Below are 16,336 nucleotides of genomic sequence, written 5' to 3' on the forward strand. Positions count from 1 at the left end.
GTTCCTGCTTTAATTAATCCTTTATTCTAATGAGTCTAATAAAAATTATCTAATTAGGCAATTTTTTGTACCTTAATTAAATATAATAAAAACGCAGCCTATGCTGCGTTTTTCAATTACGATTTAGCTACACGTGTGCCGTGTTAAATGCCATCGCCATCAATGTGTAACCCACACTCACGATTTAAGCCAAAGAAACGGGTTTCTTCCTCTGTCATACCAGGTTCTAATTTACGCGTAGTGTGTACGTCTCCCATCGACACATAACCTTGCTCCCATAACGGGTGATAAGGTAAATCGTGCTTAGTCAGGTACTGATATACGTCGCGATTAGACCATTCTATTATCGGGTACACTTTGACTGTGCCACGGCTAATTTCTACAAATTGCTTATCAGCGCGCGTAGATGATTGATCGCGTCGTAGGCCACTAAACCACGTACCTGCCTCAATCTCTTTTAACGCACGGGTCATCGGCTCCACTTTATTCAGCTGATTGTATTGTTTAATGCCGTCTTCGCCTTGCTCCCATAACTTACCAAATTTAGCTTCTTGCCATGCAGGGCTAAGCTGCGCTTTATACACTTTTAAGTTCAGTGATAAACGCTCACTCATTTGTTCAATAAACTGATAAGTTTCGGGAAATAAATAACCTGTATCGGTTAATACAACGGGAATATCAGGACGCTGTGAGGTCATTAAATGCAGCATTACTGCCGCTTGAATACCAAAGCTAGATGATAAAAAAGCCGTATCTGGCAAGTTATCAAGCGCCCATGCAACGCGCTGCTCTGCGCTCATATTTGCTAGTAAACCATTAGCATCAGCTAACATAGCCGTTTGGCTTTGTTTATCTAGCTGTAAAATGTTTTTAAATTCACTCATGGTAAATTTCAAACCTCACCAGCGCTGTGCGCTGGTATTTAATTAAGCGTGAAAATCAGTTACTGATACTTTTACTTCAGCGACTATGCCTTTACGGATCACAAAGTCACCAAAGCATTCGCCTTCGTTTCGCTCTTTTGCCCATTGGCCAATTAGCTTATCGAATGCGTCTAGGTAAACATCTTCGCCTACATTCTCAAGGTACAACTTAGGAATACGTGTGCCTTCTAAATTACCACCTAGGTAAACGTTGTACTTACCTGGGCCTTTACCCACTAAACCAGCTTCTGCAAGCATTGCGCGGCCACAACCGTTCGGGCAACCTACAACGCGCATAATAATGCTGTCATCTGGTATACCGTGCTTAGCAAGTAATGCTTCAGTTTTTTCTACTAGGCTTGGTAAGTAACGCTCTGCTTCGGCCATTGCAAGTGGGCACGTTGGCAGTGAAACACACGCCATAGAGTTTTTACGTTGCTGCGAATCTTTGTCATCAATTAGGCCATGGCTACGGGCAATTTCTTCAATCACGGCTTTTTGATCTGCAGGTACGCCAGCAATAATTAAGTTTTGGTTTGCCGTCATACGCATATCACCTTGGTGAACCTCAGCGATTTTACGACAACCAGTTTTAAGCGGCTTGCCTGGGTAGTCTAAAATACGACCACTTTGGATAAATAGCGTTAAGTGGTGCTTACCATCAATGCCTTCAACCCAACCAATACGATCGCCACGATGAGTAAACTTAAATGGGCGGCTTGGTGTAAACGTAACGCCTGAGCGTTTTTCTACTTCGGCTTTAAATACATCAACGCCAACACGGTCTAATGTATATTTAGTTTTTGCATTTTTACGGTTTGAACGATTACCCCAATCGCGCTGCACAGATACAACATGCTCTGCAATTTTTAAGGTATCTTCTAGGGTAATAAAGCCAAAGTCATCAGCCTTACGCGGATAAGTTGCTGTATCGCCGTGCGTCATGGCAAGACCACCGCCCACTAATACGTTAAAACCAACAAGCTTACCGTTATCAGCAATTGCCACAAAGTTTAAATCGTTAGCGTGAACATCAACTTCGTTGTTAGGCGGAATGGTTACCGTTGTTTTAAATTTACGTGGTAAGTAATTAGACCCTAAGATTGGCTCTTCAGTAGTTTGGGCTTTTTCGCCATTTAACCAAATTTCAGCGTAGGCTTTCGTTTTTGGTAATAAATGTTCAGAGATTTTTGCAGCCCAATCGTAAGCCTCTTGATGTAACTCAGACTCAACGGGGTTGGTAGTACAAAGTACATTACGGTTAACATCACCCGCTGTAGCAATTGAGTCTATACCTACGCTATCGAGCATTTGGTGCATGCCTTTAATATTTGGCTTTAGCACACCATGAAATTGAAACGTTTGACGCGTTGTTAAACGAATACTGCCGTAACTTGTTTTGTCATCTGCAAACTTGTCGATTGCTAACCACTGCTCTGGCTTAATAATACCGCCAGGCATACGTGCACGTAACATCACATTATGTAGTGGCTCTAGCTTTTGCTTAGCGCGCTCACCACGTATATCGCGGTCATCTTGTTGATACATGCCATGAAAACGAATTAACTGAAAATTATCGGCAGTAAAGCCACCGGTAATTTCATCTTTTAAATCTTCGGCTATTGTGCCACGTAAAAAGTTACTTTCTCTTTTCAAACGTTCGTTATCAGAAAGTTTTACGTTTTTATCTTGTTCGCTCATTTTAAATCCTAAATTTGTTACAGTGACGGCCGTTAGCTGTTAAATAAAATAAGAAACGTGATTAATACACGTCTTTCTGATAGCGGTTTGCGCTACGTAAATCTTTTAAATATTGCTCTGCATCTTCGTTGTTCTTGCCCGTATTTTCTTTAATGATATCAACCAAAGCATTGTGTACATCTTTTGCCATGCGATTTGCATCGCCACAAATATAAAAATGAGCACCCGCTTCTAGCCATTCAAACACGTCTTTACTGTTACTGCGTAACTTATCTTGCACATATATTTTTTCAGCCTGATCGCGGCTAAATGCAACATCTACCTTGTTAAGTAGGCCGGATTTTAAATAACCCTGTATTTCTACTTGGTATAAAAAATCTTGAGTAAAATGTGGGTTACCAAAAAACAACCAGTTTTTGCCTTGTGCTTCACGCGAATCACGTTCTTGTAAAAATGCACGGAACGGCGCAATACCCGTTCCTGGGCCAACCATGATCACCGGTGTATCATCGTTAGTAGGTAGGCGGAAATTATCGTTATGTTCACTAAATACTTTAACTTTACAGCCTTCTTCAGCACGGCGAGTTAAGTAACCAGTACAACCACCTAAATGCTCGCTATCAAATGCATCAAACTCAACTAAGCCTAGAGTTAAATGCACTTCGTCTTCAACCTCTGCTTGGCTAGATGCAATTGAGTACAAACGAGCTTGCAGCTTACGTAGGCAATCTACTAATGTTTGCGCATCAATTTTTGCTGGGTTTTGGCGAATTACATCAAATATCTGGCGAGGTTCAATATACGCACGCATTGCCGCTTTATCTTCCACAAGCTTTAATAATTCAGGCGTACCTGTTGCTGTTGCGTATTTTTCTACAAAACCTGGATATGACTGGGTCAGCTCTAGTTTTTCAATAAGTGCATCGCGTACGCTTAGCTCTTCATCACCTACTTTTACAATGCTTGTTGCATCTATTTGAGTAAGTGTAAGTACTTCATCAACTAATACATCGTCATTTAAAAAGTACACACCTAATGAATCACCTGGCGTGTAAGTAATGTCAGAACCTTCAAGCGAAATTTCAACGTGGCGCACGTCTTTAGTAGAGTCGCGACCGGTAATTTTTTGTACTGTTAAAAGCTCTGCTGCAAATGGGTTTTGCTTTGTGTACTGGCTTGAAGCAGCGGTAGGTGCACCAAAAGGCATTATGCCAGCTTGGCCCGCCGTTGCGCCTTGTTGTGCTTTTAAGCCGGGCTCAAAGGCATCAAGTGCGCCCGAGATCCACGTTGCGGCTTCATCTTCGTAATCTACATCTAAATCAGCACGTTGATATATAGTTTTTGCACCGAGTTTATTTAAGCGCTCTTCAAAGTCTTTTGCCGTTTGGCAGAAAAATTCATAGCTTGAATCACCTAACCCAATAACGGCTATTTTCACATCGTCTAGCTTTGGCGCTTTTTTAGTTGCTAAAAATTCATGCAATGTTTCGCCGTCTTCAGGTGGCTCGCCTTCACCGTAAGTAGATACAACAACAGTTAAGAATTTTTCTTTTTTCAGGGCTGTTGGCTTGTAATCCGACATGCTAACCAATTTAACTGCTAGGCCTCGTGATTCAGCCTGCTCTTTCATCTTGGTTGCCACGCCTTTTGCGTTACCTGTTTGCGAACCATATAAAATGGTTAGCGCTGCAGCATCACTCGCAGCCGATGTGCCTGCAGTTGGCGCAACTAACACGGCCGAATTAGCATTTGCAGCTAAGTAACCACTTACCCACGCTTGTTGAATTGGATTAAGTTCAGCCACTAAACCTTGCAGCTTTTGTACTTGATCTTGCGATAGCGGGCTGGCCGCAGCATTTAGTTGACCTAACAACATGAATCGATTCCCCGTAACCCTGAAAATTAATCACAATACACTTTTTGCATTGTTAACAATGAGTTTTACCTCATCCAGAGAATGTCTGCTGAGGTTTTATGAGTCTGTAGGATAACGGGCTCAGCATAGATAAAAAAAGAATAGAATCTGCTTTGATATTCCATTTAGTTATTAATTTATAAAAATACCTTCAAAAACAGATTAAAAAGACATTATTGCTTTTTATCGCATTTTAAATTAACAATTTTGTAACCAAACTAATATAAGGTATATTCCACATTCAAAATAAAAAATAGGAATACCCATGTCACACGGGACATACAAAAATAAACTACTGAGCACGGCACTATTACTTGGCTCACTTCCGGTAATGGCCAATGTAACTAACGGCGGTTTTGAGCAATGGTCAGGTAATACACCAGCATCATGGACGACAATAGATAGCGGTATTAGCTTATCGCCTTCTACCAGTACAGTTAAAAATGGTCATCGCTCTGCCGCTATCAATGTAACAACGGGCTCACAAAGTAACACCGACTTATTGCAGCAAATTACTGTAGAGGCAGGTAAAACCTACGATTTTTCGGCTGATGTTTACCATACAGAAGGTAAAGTTAAAGCGCGCTTATATATAGATGGCTACCAAGGCTACTCAAACGAAGCGCAAACAAATCAATGGCAAACAATTAGCCATAGCTACACAGCAAGCAGTAGCAAAACTATTAATGTGGGTTTACGTTTCTATGATGTAAGCGGGTTCGATGGGAATGAAACTGTATACATTGATAATTTTTTACCTAATAGCGACGGCGGCGCATCACCAAGCTGCTCTGACAATAGCCTGACCCTAACACTTAATACCGACAATTACGGCAGCGAGACAAGCTGGGCTATTAATAATAACCAAGGTAGTGCAATTGCCAATGGCAGTGGTTACGCATCAAACACGCAATACAATGAAAAAATATGTTTAGCCGATGGTGCTTATACACTTGTAATTAGTGATAGCTATGGCGATGGTATGTGTTGCTCAATGGGTAATGGTAACTATGCATTAGTACACGCTCAGAACACTATCGCCAGCGGTGCAAGCTTTAGCAACACAGACAGCACAACATTTGAGCTAGGTGATACAGGCGGTGGCACAACACCAACACCAACACCAACAGGCTATTATGTAACTGCACAAGGCCTAACTGGCTATGCCTTAAAAACTGAACTTTACAATATTATCAAAGATCATAATGCACAGGGTTATTCAGCTATCTGGAATTTTTACGACTCATCAGCACGTGATAAATATTTTGAAAACGATAATAGTATTTTAGATATGTATAGCGAGAAACCGAACGGTGCTGACAGCTATAGCTATGCAGCCATTACAAATCAGTGCGGCGCATATAATGGTGAGGCGGATTGTTACAACCGTGAGCATTCGTTCCCTAAAAGTTGGTTTGGTGGAAAAGTTGAACCGATGAATTCTGATGTTCATCATATTTACGCAACTGACGGCTATGTAAATTCAAAGCGTAGCAACTTCCCATTTGGTGAAGTAGCAAGCGCCTCATTTACATCAACTAACGGAAGTAAATTAGGTTTTGCCGTTAGTTCATTAAATTACTCAGGCACTGTGTTTGAGCCTATTGATGAATTTAAAGGTGACTTTGCACGTGCTTATTTTTATATGGCAACGCGCTACGAAAATATTATTGGCTCTTGGCAAACTAAAACAGCTTCTAGCGATGCAGTACTTAACGGCTCACACAATCAAGTATTTGAAAGCTGGGTTGTTGTTATGCTGCTAAAATGGCACAACAGTGACCCTGTTAGCCAAATGGAATTAGATCGCAACCAAGCCGCATTTGAATTTCAAGGCAATCGTAACCCATATATCGATCACCCTGAATTTGTAGAGATGATTTGGTAAAAGTCAGCGGTCAGCGGTCAGCGGTCAGCGGTCAGCGGTCAGCGGTCAGCGGTCAGCGCAGAAAAACATAAGCCTTTGCACTTGCAAAGGCTTTTATCATAAATTGCGCGTTTTTAAATAATATGCTGAGCGTCGTAACGGTCATCTGCGAAAGTAACTAACACCGCATGTTGGGAGTACCGTATCAGCAATTCCTCAGCTGTTCGAGTTGATAGTCTATATCCCAGCCTTATTAAAATTTGTGCTAGCAAACTCAACTTATGTTTATGTAATGAGTACATTTGATGCTGCATCGAATACACCAAGGCAGCCTCTAAATATTCATCACACGACTTTATCGACTACGAGACTCATTCAGTAATATTTAGCACCTGCGCAATAGATGGCTGATACTAGATAATGCGAAGACCTAATAGGTAGTTTTGAATGATGCACATAATCATTAATAATAAGTAAAAAACACATCATAAAAGTTTGAGTAAAACCAAGGTCAAGTTATTTGGCAATATTAAATCTCAACCTCAGTAAACAGATAAAGGCTAACTAATATTCCAGCGATTACTATTATTGGTTTTGGAAACTAGCTAGACCCAGCTCTTCTGATTCGTAACGTGTCCCGGTTAACTTTATCAACCAAACACTATCTATAAAAGTACGGCTAAAATATACAGTTTGACCATCAGGAATGTTAGGCATAAAAGACGTTATTGATTGCCATTGGCCATCTGTTTTATCTTTTAACTTCATCGCCGCATTAAAAAACGATCCATCTTCGTTTGCTTTTACCTCAAGTGCTGTTAATTGTTTTTCATCTCCTATTTCTATTAATGCGCTCTCATTTAATAAGGCTAATAGCATTGGTTGGTGAATTGGATCCAATGATTTTAGTGTTTCAGCAATTTTACTATCAATTGTTATCCCATTTTTCAATTTATACATATCTGCTTTAACTGCAAAAACAGGTTCGGCATTAGTTTGATAACTTACCAATAATAAAACCATGGAGCTAAGTAATAAATAAACGTGTTTTTTCATAATAGAATATATCCTTTCGTTAGTTTGATAATGCTAGCATAATTTAAAGCAGCTCATAAAAAACGCTAATCCATTAATATTCATAATATTCTTTTATTCATTTACATGAATATAATCATAACCTCTATCTCTGGATTAGCTAATTGGTGATAATAATACGGCAACAATTAAGGAGAGAATAATGAGTATGCAATCACTAGGAATAGAATTAAAACGTCTTCGAACAAACAAAAAATGGACTCAAGCATTTGCTGCTCGGGAAATAGGCATCCAACAATCTTATTTATCAAAACTAGAGAATGGCCAATTCATTCCCTCTCCTGAAGTGATCGAAAAGCTAAAATTGTGCTACGGCGAAGTGTGTTTTAATAACTATTTACCTATAACATCATCAACAAACGTGCCGCTGAAAAAACTGCCCATATTAAGTTTTGTGCTGTTTATAATTGGTCTTATAGTTTGGCTATGTGCAACATATGAAATTTTTTATCCTGAAACCTACTTTACTTATCAGGCAAAACAAGGTGAATTTTTAGCGTTTAATGTTAGTCAGCAATATCAAGGCGAACGTTTTATTGAAGGTGATGTTACGTACCAAATTGTAGGCGAAAGACAAGTTAGCAGGATCGAAAAACGCTTTCTAATTGTAGGTTCTGTAGTGTGTATTTTACTATCTATAGTTGCAGGTGTATTTTCACAAAGGTATAAGTTTCGTAAATTATAAACCCGATATTTAGTTGTTACTTAGTTCTAAGAATATTATTTCAGCGCGTTTATGGCGCTCTTTTCTCCTCGGGTTTCTCAATACTCAACCCAAGCTACGGCGTTCAACTTCACTCCGGACGGCTGACGGCTGACGGCTGACGGCTTTAAACTTATAGCTCTAAACACAAAAAGCCCCAGCTAATGCTGAGGCTTTTTTACAAAACTAACTTAATTAAAAAATTAAGCTTGTTTTGGACTAGAAATAACGTCTACTAAAGTCCAAGATTTATTCTTAGAAATTGGTGCGCATTCACGGATAGTAACTACGTCACCCGCTTTTGCTGTGTTATTTTCGTCATGTACGTGTAACTTAGTCGTACGTTTAATGAATTTCCCATAAATTGGGTGCTTCACATAACGTGCGATAGCGATAGTGAAAGATTTTTCCATCTTGTCGCTGATTACACGGCCTTGAAGAGTACGAATTTTATCGCTCATTATTGACCTGCCTTCTGGTTAATAACTGTTTTTACACGCGCGATATCGCGGCGTACTGTTCTTAGCGTGTGTGTCTGAGCTAACTGACCAGTGCTAGCTTGCATGCGCATATTAAATTGCTCACGAAGTAGTCCTAGAAGTTCAGCATTAAGCTCTTCTACGCTTTTGTCTTTTAGTTCGCTAGCTTTCATCACATTACCGTCCGAGTTACGAAAGTTGTTTTGAATGGCAGTTTACGAGCAGCAAGGTCGAATGCTTCACGAGCAAGCTCTTCTGAAACACCTTCCATTTCGTAAAGTACTTTACCAGGCTGAATTTCAGCAACCCAATATTCAACAGAACCTTTACCTTTACCCATACGAACTTCAAGAGGTTTTTCTGTAATCGGTTTGTCAGGGAAGACACGAATCCAGATTTTACCTTGACGTTTCACGTGACGCGTCATAGCACGACGAGCTGCTTCGATTTGACGAGCAGTCATGCGGCCACGGCCAGTAGCTTTCAATCCGAAAGTACCGAAGCTTACTTTGTTACCGTTTTGCGCTAAACCGCGGTTGCGGCCTTTGTGCATTTTACGGAATTTTGTACGTTTTGGCTGTAACATTACTCGCTACCTCTACTTAGCACTTTTCTTGGCTTTCTTTGGTGCGCGTTTAGCTGGTTTTTCTTGCTCTTGTACTAGTGGTAAACCACCAATAACTTCGCCTTTGAAAATCCAAACTTTAACACCAATGATACCATAAGTGGTTAAGGCTTCAGAAGTTGCGTAATCGATATCAGCACGAAGAGTATGTAGAGGTACACGACCTTCACGATACCATTCTGAACGTGCGATTTCAGCGCCGCCAAGACGACCGCTAACTTCAACTTTAATCCCTTTAGAACCGATGCGCATTGCATTTTGTACCGAACGCTTCATAGCGCGACGGAACATAACACGACGTTCTAGTTGAGAGGCAATGCCGTCTGCTACTAGTTGTGCATCTAGTTCTGGTTTACGTACTTCAGAGATATTAATCTGAGCAGGTACACCAGCGATTTTAGTTACCGCTTGACGTAATTTTTCTACGTCTTCGCCTTTTTTACCGATAACAACACCCGGACGAGCCGTGTGAATTGTTACGCGGATTGATTTTGCTGGACGCTCAATAACGATTTTAGACACAGAAGCCGTTTTTAATTCCTTAGTAAGGAATGCACGAACTTTGTGATCGCCAAAAAGCTGATCAGAGAAATCTTTAGAACTCGCGTACCAGGTAGAAACCCAAGGTTTAGATATACCTAGGCGAATACCAGTAGGATGAACTTTTTGTCCCATTACTTATACTCCTAGCTATCTGAAACCATAACAGTGATATGGCTTGTACGCTTAAGGATGCGGTCTGCGCGTCCTTTAGCACGAGGCATAATACGTTTCATTGTAGGACCATCGTCCACAAAGATCGTAGTTATACGAAGCTCATCAATGTCAGCACCTTCGTTATGCTCTGCGTTAGCAATAGCAGACTCAAGTACTTTCTTAACTAATACAGCCGCTTTTTTAGGGCTGTACGCCAGGATTTCTAGTGCGCGATCGACAGGTAATCCGCGGATCTGATCTGCAACTAGACGTGCTTTTTGCGCCGAACCAGAGGCGAATTTATGTTTAGCTAATGCTTGCATTTATCTTCCCCTCTTAACGTTTCTTCGCTTTCTTATCCGCAGCATGGCCACGGTAAGTGCGAGTTGGTGCAAATTCACCTAGTTTGTGACCGATCATTTCGTCAGAAACGAAAACTGGTACGTGCTGGCGACCATTATGGACAGCAATGGTCAATCCGATCATGTTAGGTATGATCATTGAACGACGGCTCCAAGTTTTAATTGGCTTCTTCTCACCGCTTTCCAAAGCTTTCTCTACCTTCTTCAGCAAGTGTAGGTCTATAAAAGGACCCTTCTTGAGAGAGCGTGGCATGGCTATTCCTCAATATTACTTAGTACGACGACGTACTATAAATTTATCCGTACGCTTATTCTTACGCGTCTTCGCACCCTTAGTCGGTTTACCCCATGGAGACACAGGATGACGACCACCAGATGTACGACCTTCACCACCACCGTGTGGGTGATCTACCGGGTTCATGGCAACACCACGAACTGTCGGACGAATACCACGCCAGCGATTTGCACCTGCTTTACCAAGTGAACGAAGCATATGCTCAGCATTGCCTACTTCACCTAGAGTCGCACGACAATCAGATTCAACTTTACGAACTTCGCCTGAACGAAGACGTAATGTTACATACTGACCATCACGAGCAAGGATTTGAACGTATGCACCAGCAGAACGTGCGATTTGAGCACCTTTACCTGGTTTTAATTCTACGTTGTGAACAGTCGAACCTACAGGCATATTACGCATTGGTAATGCATTACCAGGTTTGATTGGTGCATCAACACCAGACTGGATTGCATCGCCAGCTTTTAAGCCTTTAGGTGCGATAATGTAACGACGCTCACCGTCTGCATATAATACAAGAGCGATGTTTGCGCTACGATTTGGATCGTATTCTAAACGTTCAACAGTGGCTGGAATGCCATCTTTAGTACGTTTAAAATCGATTAAACGGTAATGTTGCTTATGACCACCACCGATATGACGAACCGTAATACGACCATTGTTATTACGACCACCTGATTTAGAGTTTTTCTCTAAAAGTGGTGCGTATGGCTTACCCTTATGTAGATCTGGGTTAACCACTTTAACTAGGTGACGACGGCCCGCAGAAGTAGGCTTACACTTTTGAAGTGCCATAATTCTATCCCCTTATTACTCGGCGCCGCCGACAAAGTCTAGTTCACTACCTTCTTTAAGAGTAACGTAAGCTTTTTTCCAGTCGTTACGACGACCGAAACGTGCGCCAGTACGTTTTGTTTTACCCTTAACATTAAGTGTGCGAACACCCGTTACTTCTACTTCAAAAAGCTTCTCAACTGCTACTTTAATTTCAGCTTTAGTTGCGTCATTTGATACTTTAAAAACAATAGTATTGTTTTCTTCAGCAGCAATTGTGCTTTTTTCAGAGATATGTGGAGCAACGATCACTTTTAAAAGACGTTCTTCGCGGATCATGCTAGCGCCTCCTCAAGTTGCTTAACAGCAGCGGCTGTAATAAGTACCTTGTCGAAAGCAATTAAGCTTACAGGATCGATACCAGCTACATCACGCGTGTCAACCTTATAAAGGTTACGTGCCGATAAGAAAAGATTTTCATCTACTTCTTCAGTCACGATAAGAACATCTTTAAGCTCAAGTTCTTTAAGCTTAGCAACTAGTTCTTTAGTTTTTGGTGCTGCTAGAGCAAAACTTTCAACAACGATTAAACGCTCTTGACGAACTAATTCAGATAAGATGCTTTTAATCGCACCACGGTACATTTTACGGTTTACTTTTTGGCTGTGGTCTTGTGGTTTAGCTGCAAAGCTAACGCCACCTGAACGCCAAATTGGGCTACGGATTGTACCGGCACGTGCACGGCCAGTACCTTTTTGAGCCCATGGTTTTTTACCACCACCGCTTACTTCAGAACGTGTCTTCTGAGCACGAGTACCTTGACGAGCACCTGCTGCGTATGCAACAACTACTTGGTGTACTAATGCTTCGTTAAACTCACGTCCAAAAGTAGCTTCAGAAACTTCAAGAGCGCCAGAAGCGTCTTTAATTGCTAATTCCATCACTAAATCTCCAGGACTTATGCTTTAACAGCTGGTTTAACGATAACGTCACCGCCAATAGCTCCAGGTACTGCACCCTTAACTAAAAGCAAATTACGCTCAGCGTCAACGCGAACTAGTTCTAAGTTTTGAGTCGTTACACGCTCAGCACCCATATGACCGGCCATTTTCTTACCTTTAAACACCTTACCAGGTGATTGGTTTTGACCGATTGAACCAGGAGCACGGTGAGATAGAGAGTTACCATGTGTAGCGTCTTGCATGCTGAAATTCCAGCGCTTAACACCACCTTGGAAACCTTTACCTTTAGAAGTACCGGTTACGTCAACCTTGTTGATTTCGTTGAATAATTCAACAGTAAGCTCTGCGCCTACTTCAAAATCGCCTTCACCACCGTTAAGGCGGAATTCCCACAGACCGCGACCCGCTTCAACACCAGCTTTAGCGAAATGACCCGCTTTAGCTTTGTTTACACGACTTGCTTTTTTAGTGCCTGCGGTTACTTGAAGCGCGTTATAACCGTCTGTTGCGTCAGATTTGATCTGAGCAATGCGGTTAGGTGTCGCTTCAATAACTGTCACAGGGATAGATACACCATCTTCAGTGAAGATTCGTGTCATACCCACTTTACGACCGACTAGACCTAATGCCATTTTCCTAAAACCTCTCTAATCTTTCGATTAACCCAGGCTGATTTGAACATCAACACCAGCAGCAAGATCTAAACGCATAAGAGCGTCAACAGTCTTGTCAGTTGGTTCTACGATGTCAATCAGACGTTTATGGGTGCGGATCTCGTACTGATCACGCGCATCTTTATTAACGTGCGGTGAAGTTAGTACAGTAAAACGTTCAAAGCGTGTAGGTAGTGGAATTGGTCCACGTACTTGTGCGCCAGTGCGTTTCGCAGTTTCCACGATTTCTGCCGTTGATTGGTCAATCAAACGGTGGTCAAAAGCTTTTAGGCGAATACGAATGCGTTGATTTGACATTCTTAACCTCAATATAAAGAGCATTTAAAAGAGCATAAAAAAACGACCGAAACAATCTTAAAAACATAAGATGCCGGTTGTTGATTTATATCTACGTTGAGTTCCAAATCGGAACTCCTGTTTATTAGCTTGAAATCCAAGCTTAATTTATCCTCTCTAGTTCCCTAGGGAATTTCGAAAGCCTGCGTATTATAGAGGTATTGGTGATAAATGCAACAACTATTTAGAAGCAATATAATGATTCTTGGTTTGAGCAAATAAGCGACCATCACCACTTACAAGCTATACTTAAACTAATAGCTATGCTGTTAGCGACTTCTATTGCGTAAATTAAGTGATTTTTGGATGTTATGGTATCCTATTGCGCTAATTTTGCCTTTAAACTCTCAATATGGTGAGTCGATGCGTATTTTTAATTATTGTTTAAATGTTCTATCTGCTGGGTTTAGCCGCCTATTTGTAAAAAGCAAAGTGCTACCAGAGAACCCTATTGAACAGTACAGTTTAAACCCTGAGTTCCCTACATTTTATATAGTGCGCTTAAATTCAAGATTTGACCTAGCAGCATTGGCGCATGTTTGTAAAAAACATGGTCTCCCCAGCCCGACTGATGAACAAGTGTTAGGTAATCAAAGTTTAGAACGCTTCATTGGTATAAAAAACCCACCACCACTTTTTGGTGATGAAGCTAAATCAACTAGTGCGTTGGCTCAAGGTAAACAGATTATCGAGCACTTATTAAAAAGTGGTCAGAAAAATGTGCAAGTAGTGCCTGTCACTATTTTATGGGGGCGCGATCCTGGCAAAGAAAAACCAGGACTACGTACCTTAATTACCCACTCATTGACACCAAGTTGGTTTAGAAAATTTTTTGTGGTGTTATTTTCAGGCCGTGATAATTTTATTCGCTTCAGTCAACCTCTCGACTTATCGCTTTTAGTAAATGAAAAAGCTGATGTGAGTGAATTACCACACAAGTTATTACGTGTCGCCTTGGTCCACTTTAAACGCCAAAAGTTAGCAGCCACAGGCCCAAAATTGCCATCACGCGAGCAGCTTTTTAATTCTTTGCTTGCTTCACCTACAATAAAAAAAGCGATTCAGGAAGAAGCTAAGTCAAAAAGCATTAGCCAAGAGCAAGCTCGTCAAAATGCGCTCAAGTTACTTGATGAAATAGCTGCCAATTATTCTGAGGCAATGATACGCGTTGCAGAAAGGTTTTTAACTTGGTTGTGGAACAAGTTGTATAACGGTATTGATATAAAACATACAGAGCAACTTCACGAGCTAACAAACAAAGGGCATGAAATTATTTATATGCCGTGTCACCGCAGTCATATGGATTACTTACTGCTTACCTACTCAATTTATCATTTAGGCCTAGTACCACCGCACATAGCTGCGGGTATCAATCTCAACTTTTTCCCTGCCGGCGGTATTTTTAGACGCTCAGGAGCATTTTTTATTCGCCGCTCATTTGCAGGTAATAAGCTCTATTCGGCAATATTTAAAGAGTATTTAAGTCAGCTATTTATTAAAGGCTACTCCGTTAAGTTTTATACAGAAGGCGGGCGAAGCAGAACTGGCCGTTTACTTCCACCTAAAACGGGTATGCTATCAATGACCTTACAGGCAATGCTGCGAGGAATAGACCGCCCTATATCGATAGTGCCTGTGTATATTGGCTACGAACACGTTATGGAAATTAACACCTACCTTAAAGAGCTTGATGGTAAGGATAAAAAAGGCGAGTCTATTTTTGGTATTTTTAAAGCAATTAAAAATCTTAAAAATTATGGGCGTGGTAATTTAAACTTTGGCGATCCAATCTCAATTAACCAATATTTAAATGATAATCAATCAGATTGGCGCGATTCAATTCATCCAACCGATGTTCAAAAGCCACAATGGCTAGGGTCACAAGTTGCTAAACTTGCCGATCAAGTGATGGTTAAAATTAATAATGCAGCGGCGCTTAATGCTGTTAACTTACTGGCAATGATATTACTGGTTAACGATAAACAGGCATTAAGTAAACCAAAGCTCCTAGCACAACTTGATTTTTACCTTCGCTTACAACGCGACGCTAGCTACAGCGATAAAGTAACAGCGCCTGATGAAACACCTGAGCAACTACTAACACATGCATTAAAGCTTAATAAGTTTGAAGTGATAAGTGATGAATTTGGTGAAATTATTACAATTAGCGATAAAGAAAAAGTATTATTTAATTACTACCGAAATAATATTTTGCACTTATTTGCTGTACCAAGTCTAATTGCGCTACATCTATTCAAGCAGCACACAACAACTATTCAACAGTGCCAAGAGCTAGTAAAAACGTTTTATCCGCTGTTTGCTAAAGAGTGGTATTTACAACCACTTGATGAAAACTACGTAACACGTATTTTGGCAAATTTTGCAGATCAAAACTTAATTGAGTTTGATGGCGACAATATCCACATTACAAATAGCAACGATTGTTTAGCCAAGCTTGAAATGCTAGGCAGAGCACTAAGCTTTACTTTGCAGCGTTACGCTATTGTGATTGGATTTATTCAAACAAATGATGCCATTGCCAAAGATGAACTTGAACGAGAGAGTCAAGTATTAGCACAGCGCCTAGGTACACTGCATGGCATTAAAACGCCTGAATTTTTTGATAAAAAAGTACTGGTTAGCTTTATTGATAATTTACGCGAGCAATCATTAATAACTGAATGCGATAAAGGTTTAATAGGTAGTACACAGCTGTGTAAAACTTATACACATCTTAAAGCATTACTGCCAGCACGGGTTTGGCAGTCAATTAGCGATATTGTGCAAAGTCAGTCTAATTGAGGACTATATCTCTATTGATGGGGTTAGCACTAGGGCGTGTTGACCTTTCGTGATTAATTTTGCAGCAGTGTGTTTGGCATTTAGGCAAGGCAGAGTCTATGTGTTGTGGTTATTCCACATAAAT

18 protein-coding genes are annotated in these 16,336 nt (G+C 40.7%); 3 read left to right on the top strand and 15 right to left on the bottom strand.

What is annotated here, in order from left to right; genetic code table 11:
- Positions 1–143 precede the first annotated feature (143 nt).
- The 3 genes from CWB66_RS12860 to CWB66_RS12870 form a co-directional block, all read right to left on the bottom strand.
- Positions 144–884 carry a phosphoadenylyl-sulfate reductase gene (locus tag CWB66_RS12860; protein ID WP_077536684.1) on the bottom strand — a complete coding sequence of 247 codons (741 nt, stop codon included), beginning with the start codon at positions 882–884 and terminating at the stop codon, positions 144–146.
- A gap of 42 nt (positions 885–926) precedes the next feature.
- On the bottom strand, positions 927–2,624 hold the full coding sequence (cysI, locus tag CWB66_RS12865; RefSeq protein ID WP_138585691.1) for an assimilatory sulfite reductase (NADPH) hemoprotein subunit: 1,698 nt from the start codon (positions 2,622–2,624) through the stop codon (positions 927–929).
- A gap of 61 nt (positions 2,625–2,685) precedes the next feature.
- Positions 2,686–4,500 (bottom strand): assimilatory sulfite reductase (NADPH) flavoprotein subunit, encoded by a 1,815-nt coding sequence (locus tag CWB66_RS12870; protein WP_138585692.1) that lies wholly within the window; start codon positions 4,498–4,500, stop codon positions 2,686–2,688.
- A 304-nt stretch (positions 4,501–4,804) separates the two neighbouring features.
- Here CWB66_RS12870 and CWB66_RS12875 point away from each other — a divergent pair, with 304 nt between their 5' ends.
- Positions 4,805–6,427, top strand: coding sequence for an endonuclease (locus CWB66_RS12875; protein ID WP_138585693.1), 1,623 nt, complete (start codon positions 4,805–4,807; stop codon positions 6,425–6,427).
- A gap of 564 nt (positions 6,428–6,991) precedes the next feature.
- On the opposite strand, the gene CWB66_RS12880 is transcribed toward CWB66_RS12875, so the two are convergent.
- Entirely contained in the window at positions 6,992–7,462 is a 471-nt protein-coding gene (locus tag CWB66_RS12880) for a hypothetical protein (RefSeq protein ID WP_138585694.1), read from the bottom strand.
- A 187-nt stretch (positions 7,463–7,649) separates the two neighbouring features.
- Here CWB66_RS12880 and CWB66_RS12885 point away from each other — a divergent pair, with 187 nt between their 5' ends.
- On the top strand, positions 7,650–8,186 hold the full coding sequence (locus CWB66_RS12885) for a helix-turn-helix domain-containing protein (protein WP_138585697.1): 537 nt from the start codon (positions 7,650–7,652) through the stop codon (positions 8,184–8,186).
- Positions 8,187–8,407: 221 nt separating this feature from the next.
- Here CWB66_RS12885 and rpsQ read toward each other — a convergent pair whose 3' ends face one another.
- The 11 genes from rpsQ to rpsJ are packed head-to-tail and all read right to left on the bottom strand — an operon-like array spanning position 8,408 to position 13,371.
- The gene (gene rpsQ / locus CWB66_RS12890) at positions 8,408–8,665 is read right to left on the bottom strand and encodes a 30S ribosomal protein S17 (RefSeq protein WP_002957888.1); all 258 of its coding nucleotides are present in this window, start codon (positions 8,663–8,665) and stop codon (positions 8,408–8,410) included.
- The gene (gene rpmC, locus CWB66_RS12895; protein ID WP_002957889.1) at positions 8,665–8,856 is read right to left on the bottom strand and encodes a 50S ribosomal protein L29; all 192 of its coding nucleotides are present in this window, start codon (positions 8,854–8,856) and stop codon (positions 8,665–8,667) included. The genes rpsQ and rpmC overlap by 1 nt, the downstream gene beginning before the upstream one ends.
- Positions 8,856–9,269 carry a 50S ribosomal protein L16 gene (gene rplP / locus CWB66_RS12900; protein WP_002957890.1) on the bottom strand — a complete coding sequence of 138 codons (414 nt, stop codon included), beginning with the start codon at positions 9,267–9,269 and terminating at the stop codon, positions 8,856–8,858. The genes rpmC and rplP overlap by 1 nt, the downstream gene beginning before the upstream one ends.
- Positions 9,270–9,281: 12 nt before the next feature.
- Positions 9,282–9,983 (bottom strand): 30S ribosomal protein S3, encoded by a 702-nt coding sequence (rpsC, locus tag CWB66_RS12905; protein ID WP_006791356.1) that lies wholly within the window; start codon positions 9,981–9,983, stop codon positions 9,282–9,284.
- A gap of 11 nt (positions 9,984–9,994) precedes the next feature.
- Positions 9,995–10,327, bottom strand: coding sequence for a 50S ribosomal protein L22 (gene rplV, locus CWB66_RS12910; RefSeq protein ID WP_002957892.1), 333 nt, complete (start codon positions 10,325–10,327; stop codon positions 9,995–9,997).
- Between the two features lie 13 nt (positions 10,328–10,340).
- Complete coding sequence (gene rpsS, locus CWB66_RS12915) at positions 10,341–10,619, bottom strand: 30S ribosomal protein S19 (RefSeq protein WP_004588689.1); 279 nt, start codon at positions 10,617–10,619, stop codon at positions 10,341–10,343.
- Positions 10,620–10,634: 15 nt separating this feature from the next.
- Positions 10,635–11,459: a 50S ribosomal protein L2 gene (gene rplB, locus CWB66_RS12920; RefSeq protein WP_007376192.1), complete on the bottom strand. Its 825-nt coding sequence runs from the start codon at positions 11,457–11,459 to the stop codon at positions 10,635–10,637.
- Between the two features lie 15 nt (positions 11,460–11,474).
- A complete protein-coding gene (rplW, locus tag CWB66_RS12925; RefSeq protein ID WP_077536678.1) occupies positions 11,475–11,777 on the bottom strand; it encodes a 50S ribosomal protein L23 in 303 nt (100 codons plus the stop codon).
- Positions 11,774–12,379: a 50S ribosomal protein L4 gene (rplD, locus tag CWB66_RS12930; RefSeq protein WP_077536677.1), complete on the bottom strand. Its 606-nt coding sequence runs from the start codon at positions 12,377–12,379 to the stop codon at positions 11,774–11,776. The genes rplW and rplD overlap by 4 nt, the downstream gene beginning before the upstream one ends.
- 17 nt (positions 12,380–12,396) lie before the next feature.
- Positions 12,397–13,032 carry a 50S ribosomal protein L3 gene (gene rplC, locus CWB66_RS12935; protein WP_002957898.1) on the bottom strand — a complete coding sequence of 212 codons (636 nt, stop codon included), beginning with the start codon at positions 13,030–13,032 and terminating at the stop codon, positions 12,397–12,399.
- Positions 13,033–13,059: 27 nt separating this feature from the next.
- Positions 13,060–13,371 (bottom strand): 30S ribosomal protein S10, encoded by a 312-nt coding sequence (gene rpsJ / locus CWB66_RS12940; RefSeq protein WP_002957900.1) that lies wholly within the window; start codon positions 13,369–13,371, stop codon positions 13,060–13,062.
- A 402-nt stretch (positions 13,372–13,773) separates the two neighbouring features.
- Between rpsJ and plsB the strand changes: the two genes are divergently transcribed.
- Positions 13,774–16,212, top strand: coding sequence for a glycerol-3-phosphate 1-O-acyltransferase PlsB (plsB, locus tag CWB66_RS12945; protein ID WP_138585695.1), 2,439 nt, complete (start codon positions 13,774–13,776; stop codon positions 16,210–16,212).
- Positions 16,213–16,336: the final 124 nt, after the last annotated feature.

The sequence above is a fragment of the Pseudoalteromonas sp. S558 genome (assembly GCF_005886635.1).
GTDB classification, from domain to species: domain Bacteria; phylum Pseudomonadota; class Gammaproteobacteria; order Enterobacterales; family Alteromonadaceae; genus Pseudoalteromonas; species Pseudoalteromonas aliena.